Below are 22,964 nucleotides of genomic sequence, written 5' to 3' on the forward strand. Positions count from 1 at the left end.
GCTGCTGGTGAGCGTCGCAACGGTGGCGTGTGGGGGAAGCAGGAGCCGATGACGATGGGGGACCGGTCACCGATCAACTGGGGGTGGCTGCATGGGCGCGGCGTTGTTCTCGGCGGGCGCGTTTGCGGTCGGCTCGTTGACGGGCTTCGTCGGCGCGCTCTTGGAGACGATGCTGGGGATGCTCGTCGATCCAACGGTCCGGTAGCAACGAAGGGAGATCCGAAGCCGGGGTGGTCGGCAGCCGGGTGTAGACATCGCGGAGGTAGGCGAAGGGATCGACGTGATGGCGGTTGCAACTCTTGGTCAGCGTGAAGAAGGTGGCGGCGGTCTCTCCTCCTTGGCTGTTGCCGAAGAAGAGCCACGCCTTGCGGCCGAGGACGGCGTACTTCAGCGCCGCTTCGGTGCGGTTGTTGTCGATGGGAATCGCCCCATGGTCGAGATAGCACGCGAAGGACTGCCACCGGTTGGTCATGTAAGCGATGGCGGCGCGCAGCTTCGACTTGGGAAGTTCCCGTTCGCTTTGCTCGAGCAGCCACTGATGGAACTCGGTCACGATCAGCTTGGCTTCGCGTTGCCGCAGGGCGCCGCGTTGTGACACACTACTGTCACGGGCGCGATCTTCGATGTCGTAGAGCCGCTGGAAGTAGCCGAGGGCGGTGTGCGTCCGCACGCTCGGCGCGCTGAAGTGGATTTCCTCGAACTTACGGCGTGCATGAGCCCAGCAACCGACGGGGACGATCCGGTCGTCCGCCGCGGCGATTCGCTCGTAGCAGGTGTAGGCGTCCGACTGCAAGTAACCCTGGAAGCCGGCGAGGAACTCGTCGGGACCATCGCGGCTGCGGTCGGGCGTGAAGTGGAAGCAGTCGTAGGGATGGGCATTGTCGCCGACGGTGCTCCAGAGATAGGTCTTGGTGCAGCCAGGCGGCTCGCCCGCCAACATCTTGACCGGCGTTTCATCGCAGCCCAGCACCTCGGATTGCAACGCCAGCCGACGCATCAGTTCGACCAACGGCGCGACCGCCAAGGCCAAGGCGAAGAGCCAACGCTGCTGCGTGCCGCGGCCGATGCGGCAGCCGTGGCGAGCGAGGATGTCCTCTTGTCGGTAGTAGGGCAGATGGTCGGCGAAGCGACTGGCGGTCAGATGAGCCCAGAAGCCGGGGCCGGTGTAAGCGTCGATCAACTGCGGCGGTTTCTTCGCCGTGGCGATCGTCGTCTCGCCCGATGCTTCGTCGCGAACGATCACCTCTTGGTAATGTTCGATCACATGGATCGAAGCGGGCGTGAACTCCAGTTGCTCGCTGGTCTTCTTGAAGAACCGCCGGGCGGTCGGGTCGTTCCTCAGCTCCTCGGGAATCTCTTGCTCGTCGAGTTCGTGACGGACCGTCTTGCGCGGCAGCAACTCGGGGAAGAGACGCCGGCCGCGTCCCTTGCTCGAGCGGCGTTCTGGTGACGGTTCGTCGTCATCGCTCTCGTCGTCGTCGCCGGAGCCTGAATCGTCGTCCGCCCCGACGATTGTCGAGTCGAACAAAAGCCCCTGCTGGGAATCGTCGACGAAGCGTTCCCGACGCCGGCCGTACAAGGTCCGTTTGAGCAAGTCGACGTCGCTCTGCAAGCGATCGATCGTCTCCTGCTGCTGAGCGATGGTCTCTTGCTGCTGGGCGATGACGGCGGCTTGCCGTCGGCGCTCCCGATCGAGTTCGAGGATCAACTCGTGGCAGGCGTCGATGTCGCGAGGGAGGTTCACGTCGAAGGCGTCCATCAAACCGATCTCAGTTGTCGCGGGGACACCCTAGCACCTCGACGCCGAAGGCGCCAGAGCAGTTTCAGCAATTTCGACGGAATGACGAGAAAGCCTGCGAGTCCGCCTCATCGCTGCCATCACCATGACATCGTTGTCGCTCGCGAAGAGAACGCCAGGGTCGATCGTCCAACGAGATTGGCAAGCGAAGAACCCTGGGCCCGAGGACAACCGAAGACAAAACTCGGTTTTGGTCGCGTGCCGTCCCATGGCTTCCAGGCTCTCGCCGCCGCGACGGGGAGCGGCGAGCATCATTCGGGAAAGAGTGAAGGGAAGTCACGAACGACGGGACGACGGCGTGTCACGGTGCTGATCGGAGACTTGAAAGCGTTTGCGATGCCGGACCGAGGAGAGGTCGATGCCCTCGAGAATGAGTGACAATTGTCCGGCAGTGATCTCGAGGCCGGCCTCGTCGTCGGCCGCCTGGGCGTCGGGAAGCTGATAGCTCCCTTCTTCCAGCTGCTGATACCAAATGCAGTAGCCGACGCCGCCCCAATAGAGCACCTTGAGGCGATCCCGGCGGCGATTGATGAAGACGAACAGGTGGCCCGAAAGCGGATCTTGCACGAGCACCGACTCCGCCAAGGCGATGAGCCCATGAAAGCTCTTACGCATGTCGACCGGTTCCCGAGCCAGGAAGATCCGCACCTGATGAGGGACCGACCACATGCTCACTCCTCCTCGACGCTCTCGAGGGCGGCAAGCACTTGACGCAAGGCGTCGCTGTCGACTTGGGCCGGCGCCCGCACGATGTAGCCTCGGGGATGAACGATCTCGATCACGCTCGTTGACGTCGGCGCCAATCGCAACGCCACGAACGGCGACGGACACGTTCCACCGCCATCGACCGCAGTCGACCGTTCCTCTTTTCGATCGCGTCGCTGTAGCTCACGCCGCCAACCGTAGAATGACGCCTCCGAAATCCCCTCTTCCCGGCAGAATCGTCGAACGCCCCGCCCGCTCTCCTCTTGCCGACGAACGACCTTCCGCCAATACGCTTCCTTCTCCGCACAACGAACTCGCATCTTCCGCCTCGCGACAAACCAGGGCCAACCAACCCAAGCCTACCGCAAACAAAAAGACGCCACCGTTGCAACGCTCACCCACGTTCGGCCATCCATGATCGGGAAGAGCGGTTCGTCGGTGCCCTCGAGCCCCTTCGACGCGATCCAGTTCCGAACCCGCTCGGCAAAGTCACGGCGAACGGGAATGGTGTCCTCCCGGCGTCTTTTCGAGTAGCTCGCTTTGACCGTCACGGTCGGCGGATCGGCAGCGAAGGCGAACGAACGCGCCGTCAGACTCGCGATCTCGTTCCGCCTGAAGCCGGTATTCGTCGCCACCAAGTAGATCACCTCTCGGTCCGGCCCACTGATCTCCAAGAGCTTGGGACCCGTCCTGGCGGCTGTGAGGAGCTTCTGGAGTTCGTCCGGCTCCAGGGGCCGGCGGACCAACCGACGATCGGCGTCTGCTCGCTTCGTGGCCATCGCGGCCAACGGGTTGTCCCGCATCCTCTTGTTGAGCACCATCCAGCGGCAAAAGGCCTTCGTCGCCGAGAGGTAGCCGTTCGAAGTCGAGACGCTTCGGCCCCTGGTGTCTTTGTCGCCAGCGCGGAGCTTGGCGAGAAAGCCGTTGACCGCCGTGGGCGTGATGTCGGAGATGAAGACCGCCCGTGCCCCTTGGAGGGTGTCGCGGACCCGCTGGTAGGCCGAGTTGACGTAGTCGGCGACCGAGCCGTTGGCGGCCAAGTGCTTCCGGTAGTCCTCAAGGTGCTCTTTGAGCGGACGCTTGAGGTGATCCTCGATCGGGTCGACAATCCCCGCCTTCTCTCGCTCAACTCGGCGCAAGATGCTGGCAAGCAACTGCTGCGAAGCCTGCTTGTCGGTGAAGGCAACTTTCCGTCGCTCCCGCCCCTGGGCGTCGACGTAGCGGATGTACCATTTCTTTGAGTCCCGGGATTTCCCGGTCTTCGGGTCCTTGACCGTCTTCTTGAAGAGATTCGCCATCGGAGTGCCTTTCTAGATGACTCCATACTGTCTCTGGATATCCCTTGTGATCGCATCCAATCCACCGAAGATGGTTGATTCAGTGACGTTCGTCATCCTAAGCATTCGCGCCATCCTAGGTTTGCTATCTGATGGAATGATCACCTTTGTCACTTTCTGGCCATCCATTGAAGGGTATTCGTAGTTCTCGCGAAGCTCGATCTCTTGAGGTGGATGGAACGTGAAGACGCCTTGCTGTCTAATCACTCGGTCTATTTTCTTTCGAGGGGTAACCGGAATTAGGCTCTATTGCCAAATCTGTGGGTGGTGAGTGTCTTCTCCGTTCCGCTTGGTAGTGGAGGTTACCGCCGTATGCCAAGGGCCGCGTCCGGCTGCTGCTTTGCCTGGTCTTCTCGCTTCGCTCGCCCTGCATCCTCGCCATCGTGGCTCGGCTTCGGTCGCCCGGCAAAGACTCCTCCTTGGCCGTTGGCGGGGAGGATGTTCCACTGGTCAAGCGGAAAGGAGAGAAGTCGGCAGGAGGCCAAAAAAGAGCATCCCGCTCTCGAGGGGCGCATGATGGAGTTTGCAAGGACTTCTTCAAACGCCAGCCGCGAGAGACGGGATGCGACTTCAGGTTATCCTCAACGCCTTGGAGCGTCACGGGAGTTTCGTCTACGAATCGGCGGCTTGGGCCGATTCGTCGAAAGAGGGACTGCTGGTTCGGGTTCGCCCACGGCGTCGCAGCCGGCCGATCTGTTCGGGTTGCGGGAATCGTGGCGGCACGTACGACCACTTGCCGGAACGCCGTTTTCAGCACGTGCCGTTGTGGGGCCTGGCGGTCTGGTTCGTCTACGCGGCGCGGCGGGTCGCATGCCCTGCTTGCGGGGTGAAGGTGGAACGCATTCCCTGGGCGTCGGGCAAGGAGCGAACGACGTCGAGCTTCCAATGGTTCCTGGCCCGTTGGGCCAAACGCTTGAGCTGGCGTGAGACCGCCGAGATCTTCGGCACGAGTTGGCACACCGTCTTTCGTGCGGTGAAAATGGCGGTTTGCTGGGGAATCCGCCATCGCGAGCTGGAAGGGATCGAGGCGATCGGCATCGACGAGGTCGCCTACCGCAAGGGGCATCAGTACTTCACCCTGGTCTATCAGATCGACCGCGGATCGCGTCGTCTGCTTTGGGTCGGGCAAGACCGGACCAAGGAGACGCTCGGTCGTTTCTTTCGCTTCTTCGGCAGGCGGCGAACCGAGCGGCTGAAGTACATCTGCAGCGACATGTGGAAAGCCTACCTGTCGGTCATCGCTCGCGAGGCCAATGGGGCCCTGCACATTCTCGACCGCTTCCACATCATGCAGTTGTTCAACAAGGCGATCGACAAGGTGCGGGCCCAGGAGGCACGCGAACTCAAACGCAAGGGCTTCGAGGTGCTCAAGCGGACGCGTTGGCTGCTGCTCAAGCGTCGCGGCAACCTCAAACGCAAGGAGGTCCTTCGTCTCAACGAGTTGTTGACGCACAACCTCAGGACGGTCAAGTGCTACCTGATGAAGGAAGACTTCCAGCGGCTTTGGGACTACAAGGCTCCCTGGCGGATCGGATCCTTCTTCCAGGAGTGGCTCGATCGGGCCTTGAGCACACGGATCGAACCGATGCGCAACCTGGCACGAACCCTCGAGCGTCACGCCGAGCAGATCTTCAATTGGTTCGAGGCAAAAGGAGAGATTTCCGCGGGCGCCGTCGAGGGAATGAATCTGAAGGTCAAATTGACGACCCGCCGCTCCTACGGCTTTCGCGACCCCAGCACCCTCAAATACGCTCTCTATCACAATCTCGGCAACCTCCCCGAGCCACCATCGACCCACAAATTCTGAAGACGAGGCCGGAATTATTGCTGGGCAAGAGCATTTGCTTCCTTTCCAGACCGAATCAATCGCTTCATGAAGAAGCGCACTGTCTGTGTTGAAGCTTACTCCCAGCATTTCATCCATTTGCGGAGTGTAAAGGTAGACGGCTCCTGAACTGTGTGGCTGTTCCATCACTGCGAAATAGAGAGCCACGAGAGGAGACTTGGTCCAGTCCAGCAGTCGTGTGGGCATTCCATGGTGTTGCATTCGCAAGTATGACTCTGTTTGTGATTCCCCTTCGGGAATCAGGCTCGCACCAGCATAGAGAAACTCTCGGCAAAGGATCGACTCAAAGGCGAACGGAGAATTTGAAACATCTCCCACACCACGTTTTCTTCGACGTGAGATGAAGTCACTCCTTAGAACTCGTGGTTGAAGTTGCCAGTCTGAGTTCGATTGCCCTCGAAACCACGGATAGGAGAAGACGCTTTCCATGTGCGCTTCTACTGCTTGGACATAGGCAGAGAGCGAATCTACCTCAAGTTCATCCTGTGTAGCCAATAGTCTTGCCTCCCGTGTTTCGAAATGCATTTGCTAAGGTGAGCGAGCGCCCGAGCAAAGGACAGAACCGCACTCGGGCACTCGTGCCGGCGAGTTTTTAGTCTCGAATCGGCCGAAGTAGTGCTCGGAGGTCAGCCCAAGCGGCTTCGAATTTCTCGAACTTCTCTCGGATCTCTCGGATCGCTTCCCTGGGGCCCACGAATGATGCTTTGTTCAGTGCGCGCCCAAAATCGGGGATGCCGTCGATGTAGTACCAGTCGAAATCGCCGGGAAGCGATCCGATGACGCGATCATCGATGTCCCTCCCGTTCATGTGGTAGGACACGGAAACTGCTACCGAACCATCGTCCTCGGTCCAACATCCCCACTCGACGTTCTTGGCATCCTCGGGAAGCTTGTCGGCGAAGGCGCGTTCCGCGAACTCCTCGAGTCTGATGACCGGGGACAGCTTCGGCGATGGTGCGGGACTGGTGGTTGCCATGGTGGTCTCCTCCAAGGCACATGATCGCCGCCCCGCGACATGCGGGACGCGCGCACGATCGACCAAGAAGGGCATCACGCCCGGAAGACAGACCGATGGCAATCGATAGGATGGAATGCAGCCATGGGTTTGACCTCTCGCATAGGTCGGCTCGTGGTTAGGGCTCGCCGGGTGTTTCCAGCACCCGGCGAGCCCGCGTCTAAAACGGTATGCACCGGGCACAGTTGCGTCAACGAAAATCTCCCCCCAACCGTCAAAGAGTGAGTTGCCTCGACCAACCTCGTGTTTCGCGAAGTCGTTCCCGGAGTTCCGTAACGACCCTGCGCGAATCGCGCAGGGAAAACCTGGATTCCGTATTGACCGGCCGTGAATCGCGGCGGGTGGATTCCGCACGGAAATCGAGGCCCCGAACCTCCGGGGCGCCCTGAATCGGAGCGCCCTCCAACGTCCGTCCCTGGGCGAATAGCCTCGCGAATCGCGAGGGTGATTCCGTCGTGAAACTCGACGGTACTCGGTTCCGTGTCGAATCGGCTCGGAACTCCACACCTCGGCTCACCCGCGTTGCCGACGTGCGTTGTTCCGCCCCCTGGCGTTTGTCCTTCAACGTTGGCTCACCCGCGCCGCCGGCGATTCACGTTCTTCGCCCGCTCGCCAGCGGCGCCGAACTGGCTCTTGAGGGCCGCCAATTCCTGCCCGAACTGCTCCATGGTTCCGTTCATGGTCTGTAGCGTCTCAACGATCGACTTCTGGTTCTCGATGGATTGTTTGTTCCCTTCCTGGGTTTTGCCCGACACGTCTTCGAGCAGTTGCTTTTGCTCCTCTTGGAGCTGGAGGCCCTCTTGGTCGCCACCTTCGCCTTGTCCCTGGGCCCCGCCTCCGACTTCGCCGCCGTCGATGACACTGATCGGCGATGAAGGGTCGCCGATGCCGACCCCTAGGCTGCGGCGCACTTCCGCGATCGCCTCGTCCGGTGTCTCCTGGATGTTCGCAAGAGGCGTCTGACGCAACGCGTTCACGTCCGACACTTGACGAGGCTGGGTTGCGTCACGTACGCCAAAGTCACTTCGATCCTGAAACCTGCCTCCCACTCCCAGCCCTCGTCCCTGGCGTTGTCCCCCGGTCTCGAAATCGCGGATGAGTCCTTCGCGGTCGATCGGCCGGTGCTGGGGTTCTGGTGGTGGCTGGTCCCGGTTCGGCGCCTCTTTTGGGGCGTCCTTGTCGCGCAGTCCCCCGACGAACGCCGGCTTGCCTTCTTGCGCCCGATACCGGGAAAACCGACCGCGCCGATCTATTTCGTCGAGCTTTCGTTGGCGGCGTTCCTCTGCCTGAGGGTTTCCCCCGCGACCTTCGATGGCGTCTTCGATCCGCTGTCGACTCGTTGCCTGTTGCTCGCGTTCGAGAATCTGTTGGTTGGATTCCCGGAACGCCTTCTTCCCGGCCGCTTTCTCTTGATCGCTGATGTTGAGCCGGTCGATACGCTCGTCGGAGAGTTGGTTGACGGCGCCGGCGACCTGTTCCCGGGGAATCGCTTCCCGGCGGAAGTCGATGGAAACCTGCCGGCGGGTGTCTCGCTTTTGTCGCTCACTGAGCGGCTGCTTAGCTTCTTGTTGGGCCTTCTGGATCGCTTGCTCTTGGAGCCTTCGAATGACATCCCCCTGGTCGATGCCCAGCTTTCTCGCCGACGGCGTGAGGAAGGATCGACGTTGTTTGTCGAAGTCCCGCTGGGCGTTTCTCGCCCGGATCTGCGCCCCAGCCTCTTCGAACGAGCCGACGCCGCCCAACGGGCTGAATCCCAGGCCCGGGGGCGCCCCGAGGCCGACGTTGAAACGGCCTCCGGCGATCTGGTTGCCGATGCCGCCGAGGGCCCCGGAACCTCGGAGATTACCGAAACCGAATTACGGAGGAGCGGCCCCGCGTCCGCGTTGGGAACCGCCCCCACCTCCGCCGCTATTGACGACGCGAACGAGCAGCGGTTGGCCGACCCCTCCTTGGCCCTGTTGGATCTGCCCTGGCGTCGGTGGCGGTTGAGTGAATCGCTGTTGGGCGGGCCCCTGACCAATTCCAGGTGTCCCCTGGGGCTGACCGGAGAACAGGCCTCGCAGGGATTCCGCGAGTTTGTCGACCTGCTGCTTTTGTCGCTCGAATTGCTTGCGCTCCTCCTCGATCCGGCGTTTCAGCCGTTCGTCAACCTCCCGCGTGATTTGCTTCTCGCGATCAAGCAGGTCATCGAGTTGGCGTTTCCGCTCATCTGACTGTTTCTTCTCGAGCTTCACCTGGAGTTCGACCTGCTCTTTGATCCGGTTTCGCGTTTCGGCCAAGACCTCGGTGTAGCTCTCGCCGGCTTTGACTCGCTGCTCGGCGCGCTGCTGCTCTCGCTTTTCGATGTCCTCGATGCGTTGCCGAAGCTTGATCTCCGCCTGTTTGCCTTGCTCGACGAGCGATTGCCGCCGCTGCTCGAGGGGCAAGAGTGCCTGGATGGCATCGGCCTCGATCTGCGCGGGGGTCGCGTTGTCCTTCGGTAACAACCCGAATGCCGCCTGGCGTTGTTGGTCGAACCCCGCGACTTTTGACCGGACATCGTCGAGGGCGGACGACTGCCGGGATGACCCGCCGCCGCCAAAGCCCCCGGCGGCGAATCCTCCGCCTCCACCACCGCGAGAACCCCCGAGTCCCAGTTCGCTGCCGATCTTCGCGACCTGCTCCTGAATCTTCTTTCTTCGGAGCAACTCTTCGTTGGCCTTCCGCAGTTGGTCGTTTTGAAGCTTCTCCCCGGCGATCCGCTCGTCGAGCGCCTTGGTGTCGGCCGCCCGTTGCTTGGCCTGTTGGGCGCGGAGGGCGATCTCCTGCTTGAGTCCGGCCACCTGTCGCTCGGCAAACCCGCTGTCGAACTGACGCAAATACTTCTCGCTGGAGTCGACGACGCTATCGAGTCCGCCAATGAGGTCGCTCAATCCGTTGTTGGCCAGCCCGAAGACGCTGGTGATAGTATGGGCGAACTGGGTGACGTGGCGGATGGGGATCAGGATGAACCTGGCAAGCAAGCTCGCCTTTTCGAGGGTCTCGCCGATCGCCCGGGCGGCAACGACGCGGAAGTGATCGAAGCCCTGTGACATCCCCTCGACAAACGGAATGACGTGCGATCGGATTGTCGCCGCGACGTTCGCGAGAATCACCGACGGGCCGCCAGACCCGAGCCCGCGGGAGAACGCGAGATAGGCGTCGGCGAATGCCCCCTTCAACTTGTCGACCGCCGAAACGTTGGCCTCGCCGATCGTCTGGATGTTCTTCGACTTCGCGGCCGTCTCCGCCAGGAGTTCGGCTTGGACCACCGCTCGCTTCTGGGCATCGGTGAGTTCGTCGAAGGCCCCGGGCGCTCCCCGCAACTCATCGAAGCGAGCCTTGACGACTTCGATGCCACCGGAGAGAAGCCCCATCTGGGCGAGGGAGTCGGCGCCGCCCGTGCGGATCGCGTCAAACACTCGTTGGGAGAATGAGCCGACTTCCTCCCCCCGGCGCTTGGCCTCGATGGTCGCCACCTGGATGAGCTGCAACTGTTGGGTCGCGGAGAGTGAACCGTCCTGGGATGCCTTGGCGACCAACCGCAAGGATTCCGCGAGCGACAGGGCGTTGCCAGTCGCGACCCGCAGAGACTTCGCTTGCTTCAGCACCTCCTCTGTACTCTCTCCCGTATGGACCCTCGCGAACTCCACGGCGGACGCGAAGTCCTCCATGGTTTTCGCCGCCGATTGCAGAGCCTTGACGCCGGCCACGGCGCCGAGGACAGCCACGCCCAAGGCCCCGAAGGCTGCGGAGCTTCCGCCGGCGGCATCGGTCGCGCGACGCGTGGCATCCGATGCCTGGTCCGTGGCGTCGGCAACGTCCTGCTGGTCGGCGGTCAGGCTCTTCGCTTTTTTGCCTACGGCTTGGAACAGCTTTTCGAGGAGGAGGATCCGGGAACTCAAGCCCCGGACGGAGTCGGACACTCCTCGGGTGATCAACCCGAATGACTTGAATGGCGCCTCGATGCCCTGGATGATCCTACCGACGACGCCGATCGTGTGGCCAACGCCTTTCATCACGATGCCGAACCCTAGGGCATGAGCCCGGGCGATGCCCTCGACGACTAGCTGGCCACGAAGGGCGACCTGGTAGGCGGCAATAGAGTTGCCGTTGTTCTTCCAAACCTTCTGGAGAATCCCCAGGACGCTTTGGAGATCGCGGCCTCCACGCAAGAACTGACTGACCGCCTTGGTGGCCGCCGAGAGGCGAAGGTTGGAGGCTTCCAACCTAAGCTTGTGGGCGTCCCAAGCCACGCCGGCGGCCACCACCGTACTGGCGAGGGGCTTGAGCACGGTGGTTGTCGCTTTGACGGCGGCCGAGAGTGCCTTGGTGGCGATGCCGCCGCCAGTCGCGCCGGCCGTGTACGCCACTAAGGAATGGGCTGCGCTCGAATGAGCTTTCGACGCCGTGACTGCCTGGGTCTCGACCTCGCGAATCGCTGAATTGAGATCGCGGGTGGCCCGACTGCCGGCCGTCGTCTGCTGCTGGAGCTGCTCGGTGGACTTCGTCGCGTTGCTCATCTCCCGCTGATACTGGGCGGTCGCCTGAGTAACTCCGTCGAAGTCTTTGCCGAGCCGTTTCCCGGAGTCGCCGAGACCCTCGACGGACTCCGACGCCCGCTCGACGCGGTCGATGAGTTCATCGAGCTGCCTGCTCGTCCGATCCTCGAGACTGAGGGTTATTTTGACCGCCATCTCTTGAGCTCCGCTTCACGCTGCTTGGCTTCGATGTCGCGTTCCATCGCCGACCATTCGTCGGCGATGTCGGAAAGGTCCTCGATTAGTGGGGCGGCCATGCCGGAGTAGACCGAGTAATCTCCGACGCCCGTCGTCCGCATGACTATGCCGAGTCGTCGGAGGTAGTCGAATTGCCGGATGGCCTGGAGGAAGGCATCGGAATCGTCGTCGTCTCTCGGTCGGCCGCCTCGGAAGACGGCGCGGGCGTAGGCTCGGAGTCGCTGGTGTCGCTCTCCGTCTCCTCGCCCGCTTCGTCCAAAGGGACGCCGGCCTCCATCGCGGCCAGTCGCGTGATGTCCGCGAGGAACTGGTCGACGGTCTTGCCCTGGTAGCTGGCGATGGTGACGCGGTAGGCATCGTCGAACAAGTAGGGAGCGAGGTGAGGATTGTCGGCCGCTCGCTGGAAGTTGTCGAACGTGTAGGGAACGGGTTTCTCTCCCCCGTCCTCATCCTCGGTGGCGAACCCATCCCAACCGACGATGACACTCTTGATCTGTTGGCGAACTCGTTGCACCTCGATGTCGCGCGCCGCGGGCCCGAAAGATCGGTCTCGTTCGACCATCGCCGCCTGATTGGTCAGGCGTTCATCCATCGTCGCCAGCCGATAGACAAGCGTGTACTCCAAGCCCGCTTCGTCGTGCTTGAAGGTGTGCCGGTAGGTCACCGGCGTCTTTTTTCGTTTGAGGTCAACTCGAATCATTCTCTTATCTCCCTAGTTAGAAAAGTCTTAGACGTTACTTAGGTGGCCGGGCCTACTGTGGCGTCGACCATTTCATTCCCTCGACGGGGTCGAGGTGGGCGTTCTTCGCCCGCTTAATCTCTGCGTCGAGTTCAGCCAACTCGCGGTCAACGGACTCGACCGCGTTTCGGCGCCGGTCCTCGGGAAGCTCGCCGGGGTCTCGCGACGGGTGACCGTAGAGGTTGCGCTCATTGAGCAGCGATGGCCGCTTCAGCTCGAGTTCGTTTGGCAAAGCATTGATTTCGCGCGAGGCCGTCTCCTGGAGAGTTGACCTCGCCATCGACCGAAGGATCGACTGGCGGTTCTCGACGCTCTCGGCGGCGGCCTTGTCGTCGATGTACTGGGCTCGGAGGTCCTCGAGTTGCTGTTCGAGTTCTTGTCGTCGGAGTTCGTAGTTTTCGAACAACTGCACGCGGCGTTGGCCGGCCTCGTGGACGGCATCGGCCATTCCCTCGGCTTCCTCAAGGTCTTTGGCGGCCTTGAGCCTTCGGGCCATCCGCGCGACATCCTCGTCGAGCATCTCGGCACTTCGGCCGGCGGCCTCCATGATGGCCATGATCGTCTCAGTGCCGACCGCATCGTCGTTGGCCAATCGAACGACCAGCTTTCGGTAATCCAGCTCTCGCTGGGCCTCACGCTCGGAGAGCTTTCCGAAGAGTTTGGTGAGGCCTGATGATTGCCCGTGCGAAGGGGTTTTCGAGATTGGCATGGGTCCGGACACGCGCACATTGTGAATTCTGTCGAAGCTCATTGAGATCTCCTATTTGAGAAACCTGTTTATCAGATGACGACGTTGCTTGGGGGTGATACTCCGCCCCGAATCGGTCCGATGAAAGACCACGGGCGGCCGGGGCGCTACCTTCGGTTTGGCGTCCTGGGCCGCGAGGATCGCGAGGGACAAGGCGCTCGCGCAGTCGCAGTGGCCGTTGGCGTTGCGCGGGAAGTCGAGTCTCAGCCATGTGCCGGCGTGGCCGAATCCCCCACGCTGCTCGACGATCGAGGTGATACGCAGCTCGGACTCCAGGATCTCATGGGGGTAGAGTTCGATCCGTTGGTCTAAGAAGGCCTCGATGAACGACTGAGTCAGTCGGTTGTATGTTTTGGCGTCGTAGTGGACCGTCAGGATCGACATCGACGGCCGGGCCTTCGAAATCTGCTGGGTCATCAACGCCGCTTCCTTGGCATCGAAGGCCACGACCATCGGCGAGAAGATGTCGTAGGCCCGGATGATCGCGGCCTGTACCTCGTCGAGCGGCACCTTCCACCGTTTGTTCGGCTGCCACATCTTCAGTTGAAACAGTCGAAGTCGTCCGGTCGCCCGCTGCTTACCGACAACGGCGATGGCCGTGGCGTCTCGGCTCACCGAGAGGTCGACGCCGAGCACGAAGTCGTAGCCCGGTAGCGGTTTGTCCGCCGAGGTCACCCCGTAGTCGAATGCCGCGTCGATCGCGTACTCCGGGAGCCCATCTCCTCTGTCAGTCACCCAACGGTTCTCGAAGAGCCTGCCGAAAACCGAGGGGGGAAGAAATCGCCGTTGTTCGTCGATGGCCTCGGGTGACATCCACCCGGCAGGCGAGTCCCAGGACGAGAAGTACCACGCGGGATCGACCATGATCTTCTCGCGCAGCGAATGCTGCCATGACGACACAAAGCCCGCGTTGGTGATCACGATGAGAGTCGCATGCGACCGCTTGGCGGACGACGAAAAGAGCGAGTGCCAGAACTTCTCGCCAGCTGCGGATGCCCAGTGTGCGAATTCCTCGGCGATGATGATGTCGGGCGTCGGTCCGTAACTGCTCCACGAATCCGATGAAATCACCGCCATCTCCGACGACGTGTGCAGATGGAGGATTCGCGATCGCTGGACCTCGACGATCTCCCGGAGATATGGGTTGGCATCGAGCAACGCGTCGATGGCCTCGATGAGGAGTCTCCCCTGGTCCTTGTCGGTGGCTCCGACGATACCCTTGACTCTCCGACGACTGAGACCCACCAGCCACAGCGACATCACCGCGATGTCCATGGTTTTGCTGCCGCCGCGCGGCCGCTCCAGCCACGCTCGGGAGAGGCCCGAATCTGAAGTGAAACCCGCAGCCCTCAGCAACGCCCCGTCGAGCGCGGCGAAGTCACGTACCTGCCGATCCTCCGCCACCTCGCGGAATGGACGCGGACCGTCATCCGTCGGAATCATCAGATTCCCCCGGAATAACGCGGGCGATCGCTGGCACTTGGCGAAGAGCTCAGGGGTCACGATAGGCCTCCCCGAACTGACGACTCATCGCGAAGAATCGCTCGTATCTCTCGAGAAGCCGCACCTCGATCTCCGCCAACTGCTTGGCGAGGGTGAGCATCCGGAGCCCGTCGTCCGTAGCGTCAGCCAGCAAATCGATGATTTCCAGACGGTGGCTATCGGCGATGACCGGAGCATCATCGACGCCCTCGAGGACCTGCCGGGTCATGCTCTGGTCGAGCAGCGCCGCCTCGATCGCCGAGATGAGATTCGCGCACTGAGGTTTCATCAATCGCGGCTCCCAAACATCTGTGCGAGACCGTTCTTCTTGCCCGAGAGATCGTCGAGTCCCAGACGCTCGATGATCTTCGTCCGCTTGCCGGCGGCCACAGCCATCTGACGCTGGAGTTCGGCGGCTGCCTCGGCCGACATCTTCTCGCCGGACTCCCGGAACTTCCGGGCCAAGACTTTCAGGGCGACCTGGTGTCGCGATGCCGCGTCGATCAACGACTCGGCGAAGATCGAGATCTCCTCGTGCTTCGCCTCCACGGCACGCTCCAACTCACGCCGAAACGACTTGCCCGAAGACTCGATGCCTCGGTAGTCCCTCGGGAGCGTGTCCAGTGTCATCGTTCGGGCGCGACGCCCCATGGGAACCTCCGTCAGATCTGGGGCCAGCACTCTTCCCGGACCTGCCGGGACCTCTCCTTGGTCATCGGCTGGATTTGGCCCGAGAGCGTGGAGAACTCTCCGGCGGCCATCTCCGTCAGTGGATTGATCACCGCTGGGCTATCCTCGGTTTGCTCGCCTCCCATCGAGGGCCCCTGGAGCTTCCGGAGTCGGTCGCGGACCAAGACCGCGACCTCAGAATCGCTGCTGGCCTCGATCGAGAGGTGCTCGAATTCCGGGCTCTTTGAGCAGAGCAAATTGAAAAGCTGAACGACTTCACTGGCATTGACGGTGGCCATGGTGAAACTCCTCTTTGCAGGTGGTGGTGAAACTGGCTTGGGCTTGGTTCCGATCGTCGACAGGTGCCAACAATCGGCACCCTGACGATCCGCTGACAGGGCGACGGCTGCTTGTTGGCGGCTCATCACCGGGTGGTTGACGAAGGCGACGTGGGAGAGGTAGGGCCGGTACCGCTGGCCTGATCCGTCCATCCATTCGCCCTTGATGCCAACCGAGACTTCCGGCCAGGTGCGGGACGCGACCTTCCCGGCGGCCACCAAGTCAGTGGCCTCGTACACCGCGAAAAGCTTGGTGCCCACGAGTTCGAGGTCGACGATGTGGCCAACTCGGCTGCCAATCGACAGGTCGTGGTCCTTGGTCAATGGCACCATGTTGCCGTTTCGTTTGGCCCGCTGGAATGAATCCACGATCGACTGAAGGTACGCCTGGTCAATCTTCAGCGGACCACCGAAAGACGGCTGGCGGTACTCACCGACCCGCAAGACCTCCTGCCTGAATCGCCGCCCCGTCGGGCGGGGCGTTGCTGCTGGTTGCATGATCGGTCTCCTCAATTCTCTTGCCGGGAAATGCACCGCCTGAGGACGACGATCGCCCCCTCTATGGCGATGTTTGCCCCATCGACCACGACGGCCATGGTGTCGTCCACGTGTCGTCTCCTCACCTCAAAACTGCGCCCGCGCCTGGACGCGCCGACACGTGACGCGCCACGATGAACCGTCTGATGTCGGCACCTGGGGTGGACCCAAGGGGCCGAGCGTCTGCGTAACATCAGTGCCCGTCGTTGGTTGCGTCTCGGCCAAACTAGATTGCAAGAAGAGCACGGGCCGACGACAGGTTGACGGATGGCCGGCCGATGGCCGCGCCGTCCTCTCCTACTGCACCCATTCCTCGGCGTGGATCAGCGTTTGAAGTTCCCACTGTCGTCGCGACTCGCCGCCGTTGTAGAGCTTGGGCGGGTCGTACCCGGCGGCCTTTCGTTGGATCAAATAGTCCCGCCACTCGGGCAGAACCTCCGCGAGTTTGTCGTAACCCTCAAGCGATTCGCCGTAGGTGTCGAGGAACGTCTGGATGTCCCTCAAGTCCATGTCCGAGATCAACTTTTCCTTGTGTGGCCCGAGCGGTGGCTTGAGGCCCTCGATCTTCTCGAACAGCAATTTCTCGTCTCGCAATGTGTCGATCGACATCTCGCTCTCCCTTACTTTCCGGCTGCTGCCACTTTCCCGTCGAGGACCTCGTCCGCGTCATCCCCGAATCGGGTTGTCGAGTCCCGCCAGGCGAGGGTGATTACCCCGCGTGGCCCGTTCCGCTGTTTCGCGCAGATGGCTTCTCGAAGGTCTGACATCTCTCTGCCGTTCCCGTCGTACTTCGCGGAGAGGAAGAGCACGACATCGGCGTCTTGCTCGATCGATCCGCTCTCGCGGAGGTCGGACAACAGGGGACGCTTCGACGGTCGCTTTTCGACCTCCCGGTTAAGCTGGCAGAGCAACAGCAAGGGCACGTCGAGTTGCCGGGCGAGTCCCCGGAGCTGCCGGGTGATCGTCGCCACCTGCTGCTCGCGAGGGAGCCTCCTATCGTCTGGCACGATGAGCTGGAGGTAGTCGACCACGATAAGCCCTAGCTCTCCACGGATTGACAGTCGACGGGCGGCCGACGTGATTGCCGCGACCGTTGCTTCGGGGGCGTCGAGTACATGGAGGGCGAGTCGCCCGATTTCTTCCGCAGCGCTGAGCAAGTCCTGCATCTCGGATTGGCGGATCCGGCCGTCCCGGATCTGCGATCCGTCCACCGCCGATCGGCCGGCGAGTATCCTCGTCGCCAACTGCGGCGTGTTCATCTCGATCGACACGAAGAGGACTGGCGAGGTCGCGGCCACGTGTTCCGCGATGTTGAGAGCCAGCGCTGTTTTTCCAACGGAGGGCCGCGCCGCGAGGATCGTGAGTTCCCCGGGGTGCAGCCCGCCTGTCAGTGCGTCGAGGTCGCGGAGCCCCGTGGGGACGACGTGTTTTTCTACACCCTCTGCCCTCGCAGAAATCGCGTCGAAGACCTTGGCCACGCCCTCTGATATCGGTCTCGCCGTGGCTGGCTCGTGCTCGAGCTGCATGTCCGCCAGCCGACGCTCTGCGCTCCCGACGAGGTCGTCGGCGGTCCCACCCTCGGCCGTCGACCGCAACAACTCGATGAGCATCTGGCGGAATCGTCGACAACGGGCCCGCTCGCGAATGACGGCCGCGTACTGCATAACGTTGGCGGCCGTCAGCGTTTCGTCGTACATCTCGACGATGGCGGGCGCGCCGCCAACCTCAAGCAACTCCTCTCGCTTGGCGAGGTCCTGGCCGACGAGGTAGGCGTCGACTGGCGTCCCGGCGAGGAATAGCCGCTTGATGGCCGCGAAGATGACGCGGTGATGCGCGCCGTAGAAATCCTCGGCCCGCAGCGCCGTCATCACGTCGGCGATGCACCGCTCGTCCCGTAGCATTGCCCCAATGGTCATCCGCTCGGCCCGTAGGTCCTGCGGGGGTAGCTCCAGGGAGACCTGCTCCTCAATTGACTGCTCCGCCAATGCCCTGCCTCCTGCGTTTTTCGAGTAGCTGTCGAGTTTTTTCGATGTCCGGTACGTCCATCGTCGGTGTCGGCTCATGGCCACCGTCGACCACCGCGACCCACATCGTGGGGTCTGCTGCCGCCTCGATGTACCCCGTGCCGTACCGCAGGAACGTGTCGACGCTGTGGCCTTTCTCGCGGAGATATGCGGCGCGAGCATGCGGGCTGGTGAGCATCCATCGCCAGCCAGTCAGCACGTCTTCCTCGCCGTGGGCAGCCACTAGGTCGTCGAGCATGTCCCGCCGGTCCTCGGTCAGACGCAGCGTCGGCGCCGCCGGCTTGGTTTCGCGATGGATGCGGTTGATTTCGTCCCACGTCGGGTGATTGAGGAAATGTGCGGGAGTCCTCGGCTGGGGCGCTGCCTCCGGACTGTCACCACCCACGCACGCTTCTTGTGTGTTTTTCTTGATCTTGTCTCCTTGTTCTTGTTGTGTCGTCGAGGATGACATCTGGTCGTCATCGACGATGACGCCTAGACCCGCTGAGGTGTCATCGTCGCCGACACCTAGAATCGGGCTCTCCCAGTTGATGGAGTAGCTCCGGGTGGGGTACCGACCGTCCTTCGGTGAGTCTCCGACGATGATCACGCCACGATCCCTGAGGGCTCCGAGGACCTTGTTCGCGTGCTGACGAGTTAGGCCGGATAGCCTGGCGATCGTCTGCTGGCTCGGATAGCACGATGGGTCCGCGCCCATCACGTGGAGCAGCACTTGCACGACCACTTTTTCTGTCGTCGGCAGGTCCGATCGCCAGACCCGCCGCTGCTTCTGAAATACGTCCACCGTGGCCCCTCTTAGCCGGCTTGGTTGGCCTGCTTTCTGGCCTGGAATTCTTCTCTTGGCGGGCATCCCAATGACGCCCACGATTTGAGGTCCTCGACGAGCCAATGCTTGCTTCGGCCGAGTCGTACAGGCGCCGGGCACGCCCCCGAAGAGTCCATCACCCACCACTTGCGCAAGGACACGCCGACAAGGCGCGCTGCCTCGGGGGCCCGGACCATGATGATCGTCGGCGACAACGTTGCTTCTGCTTCTACAACCGAAACAGACATGGGATCTCCTTTGCTACGCGATGCAATTACTCGTGCCACGTGAGCTATGAGACCACGGATTCGCGGCTTGTCACGTTGATGGGATGCTTGGTGGGATGATGGGATCAGCTAAATCCTCGGGAAAAATGCCAAGAGGTGGCCCGAAGATTTTTTTTGATGGGATGGATGATGGGATTGTGGGACGCAGTCTATGAGGTCGAGAAAAGGTGCTTTACCTCACCCCACTGGTACTCGTACTGCGTCCTTCCGTCGGCGTCTCGGCAGCAACCAGGGTTCTTCTTACGGTAGTCGCTGAGTTTCTTCCTCACGGTGTTGGCCTTTAGGTGGACTACGACTCGCGATATTGCGGCGGCCGATAGCCGTGCGTCGTCGCGTGGGATCTCCCGATGGATAGGTGGTGGCTCTTCCGTGTCCAGCCCAGGTTTCTCGATGACCAAGCTGACTTCCTGATAGAGGGCGGCCAACACGTCGTCCTTGTTCGACAGGTCGTCCCCGGCGTACAGCCGGCTTAGATGCGTGAACCAGAAGCCGTGCGGCGCATTCGGAAACATTAGCTCCCGCCGCGCCAAGACCTCGTCGTGATACAGCCACCGGTCCGCAAGCATTCGAACGGCCGTGTGAGCCGAGGGGCCGACAATGCCGCCAATTCGAACGGCTCCCCCGGAAACGGTGGCGTAGTGATTCTCCAGATTCTCGATCAATTCGGAAAACGCTTCAGCGTTGTGGTCGAGCCGATCGGCCGCACGCCCGAACAGCAACGCCGAGGACTTCAGGTACGCGCCGTCGAGATGACCACGGGACTTCCGTTTCGCCACTCGATCGCACGCCGAATGCATTTCGGAGACATCGTGGACAATCGCGACGGAGAGTTGGTACGCGCGCCGAAGGTCATCGAGAGTGGGTGCTGACATGGGTCCTACCGTTTGTTGGGTGGACGCGCCGACGACCGCCACGGTAGGAGAACGATCGTCGGCGTGCCCGCGATCGGGGATCAGCCGACCGCATACCAAAGGTTACCTGGTCGAATCAATGAGCGACAAGATCGCTTTGCGGATGCCGGACGGCAGATTCGGCCAAGTTTCGATGACCCGCTCGAGGTCTTCGTCGGGGCACCGTCCCAATTCGGGACCCACAGACTCACCCCTCTCCCTAAACCCTTTGATGCTCAGTACGTTAGGAAAACCCGCGTCGTCTTCAGGTTCTAGTCCGGGCAACCGGGTGGAGGTTCGAGTCCTCTCTTGGGCACTGGCTTTGGGATCCCCTTCCCGATCGACATCGACAGGCGCACGAGCCATATCACTTGCTCGGTCCCCTTCTCGCGACCACTTCCCTCTCTTGATCCATGCTGCCCGTCGTCACCTAGGATTGGCCTAGGCAAACCAGCGAGCGGGCATCTCTCCATGAGAGCCAGCACGGCGCCAAGCCGTCACCTCCCGATCGATCGCGACAGAAACGAAAACAAACTCCAAGACGAGACGAAAACGAGCGAACAGCAGGGAAAATGGGTGCTAGGCTCCTAGCAACCCGTTGATGTGACAAGTCGAGGAGTCCCCGTTCGTGAGTCAACAAGAGATCCTAATCATCGTCTTCGCGGTCCTCTTCGTCGTGGTCGTTTCCCAACTGATCATCATTCGCGCCCGCCAAGTGCTGCACGAGTGGGCCTCGAGGCATGGCTTGGAGATCGTCTCCGCGAAGATGAAGTGGGTGTGGAAGGGACCCTTCTTCTGGACGACGTCGAAGAACCAGGTCGTCTACCGCATCGTCGTCGCCGATGGCGATGGGCAACACTGGCAGGGTTGGGCTCGTTGCGGCGGCTACTGGTCCGGGCTGTTCAGCAACGAGGTCCAAGTGAAGTGGGACGATTGATCCGCGTCGCTCAACCTCAACTCCGGTCGACGAGTTTGACCATGACCAAGGTGATGTCGTCGGCCTGCTTGGCATCGCCACGAAACTGATACAGATCGTCCCGGATCGCCTGGGAGATCTCCTTCACCGGCCGGTCGGCATGGGTGCGGATGATCGAAAAGAGCCGCTCCTTGCCATACTGCTCGTCCGCCTCGTTGTGGCTCTCCCAGAGCCCGTCGGTGCCGACGAGAATGATCGTTCCCGGTGGCAAGTCCTCCTGGTTCGCCTCGGCGAACTCCTGCTCCTCGAAGAGCCCCAGCGGCACGCCCGAGACATCCTCCATCTCGAGGAAGGACTCGGTCCGGGGATCGAAGATGATCGGCGAGTCGTGCCCGGCACTGGCCATTCGCACTCGTCGCTTCTGGGCGTCGATGAACAGCAGCACCATCGTCATGAAGCGCTCGCCCGCCGTGTCCTCGACAAGCAGGTCGTTGACGGCGGTCAGCCATTCGCCCAGGGAGTCGTCCTCACGCGCGTGGCTGCGCAAGATGCCCCGAGCCGTCGCCATGACCAGCGCCGCGGCGATCCCATGCCCCATGACGTCACCGACTGCGACCACCAGCTCGTCGGGGCTCGTCGGCGAAAGCTCCAGAAAGTCGTAGTAGTCTCCGCCCGTTTCGTCGCAGTAGGTGCTGTGCCCGGCGATCTCCAACCCGTTGACCGACGGCTCGTCCTGCGGCAGAAGCTTCTGTTGAATCTCCATCGCGAGCGCCAGCGAGTTGCGAAGCCTCATGCGGTCCTTGAGGGCGGCGCACATCTGGTTGAGCTCGTCGGAAAGTTGAACGAACTCCAAATGCCCCCCGACTCGGACCGGGTCGTCCAGGTTGCCCTTCCCCATCGTCTTCACCGCGGCGGCCAACTGGGTGACGGGACCGACGATGCTCCACGCGGCGAAGACGCCCAAGCACAACGTCAACCACGACACCACGCCCCCGACGATCCAGCCCTGCGTCTGCAGCGAGTTGACTCCCGCCATGATCTCCGAATCGGGCACCACCACCGCGAGCGTCCATGGCAGGTCCCAAGGGTTGCGCAACGGGCGAACATCGACGACAAAGGGCTCGCCGTCAACTGAGAGCTGCGTTCGCTGAGGCCGCAAGTCCGCCGTTATTCCCTCCGCGACCTCGCGGATCAACTCGCTCGGCGAACTGGTCGCCATGACTCGACTGCCGTCCTCGTCGATCACCGGCGACGTCGACGAAGTCCCAATTAGCTGGCCGTCGCGGTCGACAAGAAACGCCTCTCCCGAGTCGAACACCCGGGCGTCGTTGAGAAACCGCGAGACATCCTTCAGGCTAATATCCGAGTCGAGCACCCCGACGAGTTCCCCGTCGGCACCGACGATCGGACGGGCAAAGGCGATTCCCAGCGTCGCTTGCCGACCGTCGCCCCGAACCCAGGCATAGGGAGGACTCCAGGTCGGCCGGTTCGACTCGACCGCCGCGACGTACCAGGGCCGAACCCGAGGGTCGTAGTCGTAGGCATCCAACTCCTCGGCAAGCTCGCCGCGAGGACCGACGCGGTGCTCCACAATCTTGCCGTTGGTCTTCGCGTCGGAAATCGCGTACTCCAACCCCTCCTCCCCCGGGTAGCGAATCATCCACGTCGCGTCCCCCCGCGGATTGCCGTAGGTCACCGAGTTGACTTCGCCATCGATGCGGAGCTGCCGGTAGAGAGCCGGTCGCCAGTCCCGCAGAGCCGAGGGATCGAGCTCGCCCGCCGCGATCTGTTCGGCGACTTGATCGGTCACGAACACGGCATGCTGGAGATAGTGGTTGATCACCGCTTCGATGCGGTGCGCCGCCTGATCGACGATCTGACCCGCCAGGTTCTGCGCCATCCGTCGACCGTGCCATTGAGTCAGGACCGCGAACGCCAGCACCACGAATAGGACCGGGAGAAGCAGCAACGCCGGGCCGGAGTACTTCACGGAAACCGAGTTGAGGATGCCCATCAGCGGCGCCGAAGGATCGGACTTCTCGGGATGGTCGGAATGGCCGTGCATGTCTTC

General features: G+C 62.0%; 21 protein-coding genes and 1 pseudogene. 2 read left to right on the forward strand and 20 right to left on the reverse strand.

Annotation, left to right across the window (positions count from 1 at the left end):
• Window positions 1-73: 73 nt before the first annotated feature.
• From tnpC to Pan216_RS17625, 4 genes are all read right to left on the reverse strand, one after another.
• Window positions 74-1,759: an IS66 family transposase gene (gene tnpC, locus Pan216_RS17610; RefSeq protein ID WP_145259850.1), complete on the reverse strand. Its 1,686-nt coding sequence runs from the start codon at window positions 1,757-1,759 to the stop codon at window positions 74-76.
• 315 nt (window positions 1,760-2,074) lie between these two features.
• Window positions 2,075-2,467 carry an IS66 family insertion sequence element accessory protein TnpB gene (tnpB, locus tag Pan216_RS17615; RefSeq protein ID WP_145259852.1) on the reverse strand — a complete coding sequence of 131 codons (393 nt, stop codon included), beginning with the start codon at window positions 2,465-2,467 and terminating at the stop codon, window positions 2,075-2,077.
• Window positions 2,468-2,469: 2 nt separating this feature from the next.
• Window positions 2,470-2,823 (reverse strand): IS66 family insertion sequence element accessory protein TnpA, encoded by a 354-nt coding sequence (gene tnpA / locus Pan216_RS17620; protein WP_145259854.1) that lies wholly within the window; start codon window positions 2,821-2,823, stop codon window positions 2,470-2,472.
• A 39-nt stretch (window positions 2,824-2,862) separates the two neighbouring features.
• The gene (locus Pan216_RS17625; RefSeq protein WP_145259856.1) at window positions 2,863-3,801 is read right to left on the reverse strand and encodes a tyrosine-type recombinase/integrase; all 939 of its coding nucleotides are present in this window, start codon (window positions 3,799-3,801) and stop codon (window positions 2,863-2,865) included.
• 601 nt (window positions 3,802-4,402) lie between these two features.
• On the opposite strand from Pan216_RS17625, the gene Pan216_RS17630 reads away from it, so the two are divergent.
• Window positions 4,403-5,647, forward strand: a complete 1,245-nt coding sequence (locus Pan216_RS17630; RefSeq protein WP_145254871.1) for an ISL3 family transposase — start codon at window positions 4,403-4,405, stop codon at window positions 5,645-5,647.
• A gap of 162 nt (window positions 5,648-5,809) precedes the next feature.
• Here Pan216_RS17630 and Pan216_RS17635 read toward each other — a convergent pair.
• The 15 genes and pseudogenes from Pan216_RS17635 to Pan216_RS17695 all read right to left on the reverse strand — a co-directional run.
• A pseudogene (locus Pan216_RS17635) lies at window positions 5,810-6,211 on the reverse strand (FRG domain-containing protein); the annotation flags it as partial.
• Window positions 6,212-6,278: 67 nt separating this feature from the next.
• On the reverse strand, window positions 6,279-6,662 hold the full coding sequence (locus Pan216_RS17640) for a hypothetical protein (RefSeq protein WP_145259858.1): 384 nt from the start codon (window positions 6,660-6,662) through the stop codon (window positions 6,279-6,281).
• Between the two features lie 611 nt (window positions 6,663-7,273).
• Complete coding sequence (locus Pan216_RS17645) at window positions 7,274-8,443, reverse strand: hypothetical protein (RefSeq protein WP_145259860.1); 1,170 nt, start codon at window positions 8,441-8,443, stop codon at window positions 7,274-7,276.
• 114 nt (window positions 8,444-8,557) lie between these two features.
• Complete coding sequence (locus tag Pan216_RS17650) at window positions 8,558-11,416, reverse strand: hypothetical protein (RefSeq protein ID WP_145259862.1); 2,859 nt, start codon at window positions 11,414-11,416, stop codon at window positions 8,558-8,560.
• The gene (locus Pan216_RS28480; protein WP_419192665.1) at window positions 11,401-11,559 is read right to left on the reverse strand and encodes a hypothetical protein; all 159 of its coding nucleotides are present in this window, start codon (window positions 11,557-11,559) and stop codon (window positions 11,401-11,403) included. The genes Pan216_RS17650 and Pan216_RS28480 overlap by 16 nt, the downstream gene beginning before the upstream one ends.
• Before the next feature lie 2 nt (window positions 11,560-11,561).
• Window positions 11,562-12,158: a hypothetical protein gene (locus Pan216_RS17655; RefSeq protein ID WP_145259864.1), complete on the reverse strand. Its 597-nt coding sequence runs from the start codon at window positions 12,156-12,158 to the stop codon at window positions 11,562-11,564.
• Between the two features lie 52 nt (window positions 12,159-12,210).
• Window positions 12,211-12,906: a hypothetical protein gene (locus tag Pan216_RS17660; RefSeq protein ID WP_145259866.1), complete on the reverse strand. Its 696-nt coding sequence runs from the start codon at window positions 12,904-12,906 to the stop codon at window positions 12,211-12,213.
• Window positions 12,907-12,957: 51 nt separating this feature from the next.
• Entirely contained in the window at window positions 12,958-14,388 is a 1,431-nt protein-coding gene (locus Pan216_RS17665) for a terminase large subunit domain-containing protein (protein ID WP_145259868.1), read from the reverse strand.
• 49 nt (window positions 14,389-14,437) lie between these two features.
• Window positions 14,438-14,716, reverse strand: a complete 279-nt coding sequence (locus Pan216_RS17670; RefSeq protein ID WP_145259870.1) for a hypothetical protein — start codon at window positions 14,714-14,716, stop codon at window positions 14,438-14,440.
• Window positions 14,716-15,078: a hypothetical protein gene (locus Pan216_RS17675; protein WP_145259872.1), complete on the reverse strand. Its 363-nt coding sequence runs from the start codon at window positions 15,076-15,078 to the stop codon at window positions 14,716-14,718. Before Pan216_RS17675 ends, Pan216_RS17670 begins: the two co-directional genes overlap by 1 nt.
• Window positions 15,079-15,089: 11 nt before the next feature.
• Window positions 15,090-15,932 carry a hypothetical protein gene (locus Pan216_RS17680; RefSeq protein WP_145259874.1) on the reverse strand — a complete coding sequence of 281 codons (843 nt, stop codon included), beginning with the start codon at window positions 15,930-15,932 and terminating at the stop codon, window positions 15,090-15,092.
• Window positions 15,933-16,268: 336 nt separating this feature from the next.
• Window positions 16,269-16,580 (reverse strand): hypothetical protein, encoded by a 312-nt coding sequence (locus Pan216_RS17685; protein ID WP_145259876.1) that lies wholly within the window; start codon window positions 16,578-16,580, stop codon window positions 16,269-16,271.
• A gap of 11 nt (window positions 16,581-16,591) precedes the next feature.
• Window positions 16,592-17,956, reverse strand: coding sequence for a replicative DNA helicase (gene dnaB, locus Pan216_RS17690; protein WP_419192666.1), 1,365 nt, complete (start codon window positions 17,954-17,956; stop codon window positions 16,592-16,594).
• Window positions 17,937-18,779 carry a helix-turn-helix domain-containing protein gene (locus tag Pan216_RS28485; protein WP_419192667.1) on the reverse strand — a complete coding sequence of 281 codons (843 nt, stop codon included), beginning with the start codon at window positions 18,777-18,779 and terminating at the stop codon, window positions 17,937-17,939. Before Pan216_RS28485 ends, dnaB begins: the two co-directional genes overlap by 20 nt.
• A 457-nt stretch (window positions 18,780-19,236) precedes the next feature.
• A complete protein-coding gene (locus Pan216_RS17695) occupies window positions 19,237-19,959 on the reverse strand; it encodes a hypothetical protein (protein WP_145259880.1) in 723 nt (240 codons plus the stop codon).
• A 646-nt stretch (window positions 19,960-20,605) separates the two neighbouring features.
• Here Pan216_RS17695 and Pan216_RS17700 point away from each other — a divergent pair.
• Window positions 20,606-20,914: a hypothetical protein gene (locus Pan216_RS17700; RefSeq protein WP_145259882.1), complete on the forward strand. Its 309-nt coding sequence runs from the start codon at window positions 20,606-20,608 to the stop codon at window positions 20,912-20,914.
• A gap of 16 nt (window positions 20,915-20,930) precedes the next feature.
• On the opposite strand, the gene Pan216_RS17705 is transcribed toward Pan216_RS17700, so the two are convergent.
• Window positions 20,931-22,958 (reverse strand): SpoIIE family protein phosphatase, encoded by a 2,028-nt coding sequence (locus Pan216_RS17705; protein WP_419192668.1) that lies wholly within the window; start codon window positions 22,956-22,958, stop codon window positions 20,931-20,933.
• Window positions 22,959-22,964 lie beyond the last annotated feature (6 nt).

The sequence above is a fragment of the Kolteria novifilia genome, assembly GCA_007748055.1.
Taxonomy (GTDB): domain Bacteria; phylum Planctomycetota; class Planctomycetia; order Kolteriales; family Kolteriaceae; genus Kolteria; species Kolteria novifilia.

What these genes read in the sequence shown, in the direction of transcription:
- Pan216_RS17705 (WP_419192668.1), bottom strand. Translation starts at nt 22,958, where the DNA reads ATGCACGGCCATTCCGACCATCCCGAGAAGTCCGATCCTTCGGCGCCG.
- Pan216_RS17650 (WP_145259862.1), bottom strand. Translation starts at nt 11,416, where the DNA reads ATGGCGGTCAAAATAACCCTCAGTCTCGAGGATCGGACGAGCAGGCAG.
- Pan216_RS17660 (WP_145259866.1), bottom strand. Translation starts at nt 12,906, where the DNA reads ATGCCAATCTCGAAAACCCCTTCGCACGGGCAATCATCAGGCCTCACC.
- tnpC (WP_145259850.1), bottom strand. Translation starts at nt 1,759, where the DNA reads ATGGACGCCTTCGACGTGAACCTCCCTCGCGACATCGACGCCTGCCAC.
- tnpB (WP_145259852.1), bottom strand. Translation starts at nt 2,467, where the DNA reads ATGTGGTCGGTCCCTCATCAGGTGCGGATCTTCCTGGCTCGGGAACCG.
- Pan216_RS17630 (WP_145254871.1), top strand. Translation starts at nt 4,403, where the DNA reads ATGCGACTTCAGGTTATCCTCAACGCCTTGGAGCGTCACGGGAGTTTC.
- Pan216_RS17670 (WP_145259870.1), bottom strand. Translation starts at nt 14,716, where the DNA reads ATGAAACCTCAGTGCGCGAATCTCATCTCGGCGATCGAGGCGGCGCTG.
- Pan216_RS28480 (WP_419192665.1), bottom strand. Translation starts at nt 11,559, where the DNA reads ATGCGGACGACGGGCGTCGGAGATTACTCGGTCTACTCCGGCATGGCC.
- Pan216_RS17625 (WP_145259856.1), bottom strand. Translation starts at nt 3,801, where the DNA reads ATGGCGAATCTCTTCAAGAAGACGGTCAAGGACCCGAAGACCGGGAAA.
- Pan216_RS17685 (WP_145259876.1), bottom strand. Translation starts at nt 16,580, where the DNA reads ATGTCGATCGACACATTGCGAGACGAGAAATTGCTGTTCGAGAAGATC.
- tnpA (WP_145259854.1), bottom strand. Translation starts at nt 2,823, where the DNA reads ATGCGAGTTCGTTGTGCGGAGAAGGAAGCGTATTGGCGGAAGGTCGTT.
- Pan216_RS17655 (WP_145259864.1), bottom strand. Translation starts at nt 12,158, where the DNA reads ATGATTCGAGTTGACCTCAAACGAAAAAAGACGCCGGTGACCTACCGG.
- Pan216_RS17665 (WP_145259868.1), bottom strand. Translation starts at nt 14,388, where the DNA reads ATGATTCCGACGGATGACGGTCCGCGTCCATTCCGCGAGGTGGCGGAG.
- Pan216_RS17640 (WP_145259858.1), bottom strand. Translation starts at nt 6,662, where the DNA reads ATGGCAACCACCAGTCCCGCACCATCGCCGAAGCTGTCCCCGGTCATC.
- Pan216_RS17695 (WP_145259880.1), bottom strand. Translation starts at nt 19,959, where the DNA reads ATGTCAGCACCCACTCTCGATGACCTTCGGCGCGCGTACCAACTCTCC.
- Pan216_RS17680 (WP_145259874.1), bottom strand. Translation starts at nt 15,932, where the DNA reads ATGCAACCAGCAGCAACGCCCCGCCCGACGGGGCGGCGATTCAGGCAG.
- Pan216_RS17675 (WP_145259872.1), bottom strand. Translation starts at nt 15,078, where the DNA reads ATGGGGCGTCGCGCCCGAACGATGACACTGGACACGCTCCCGAGGGAC.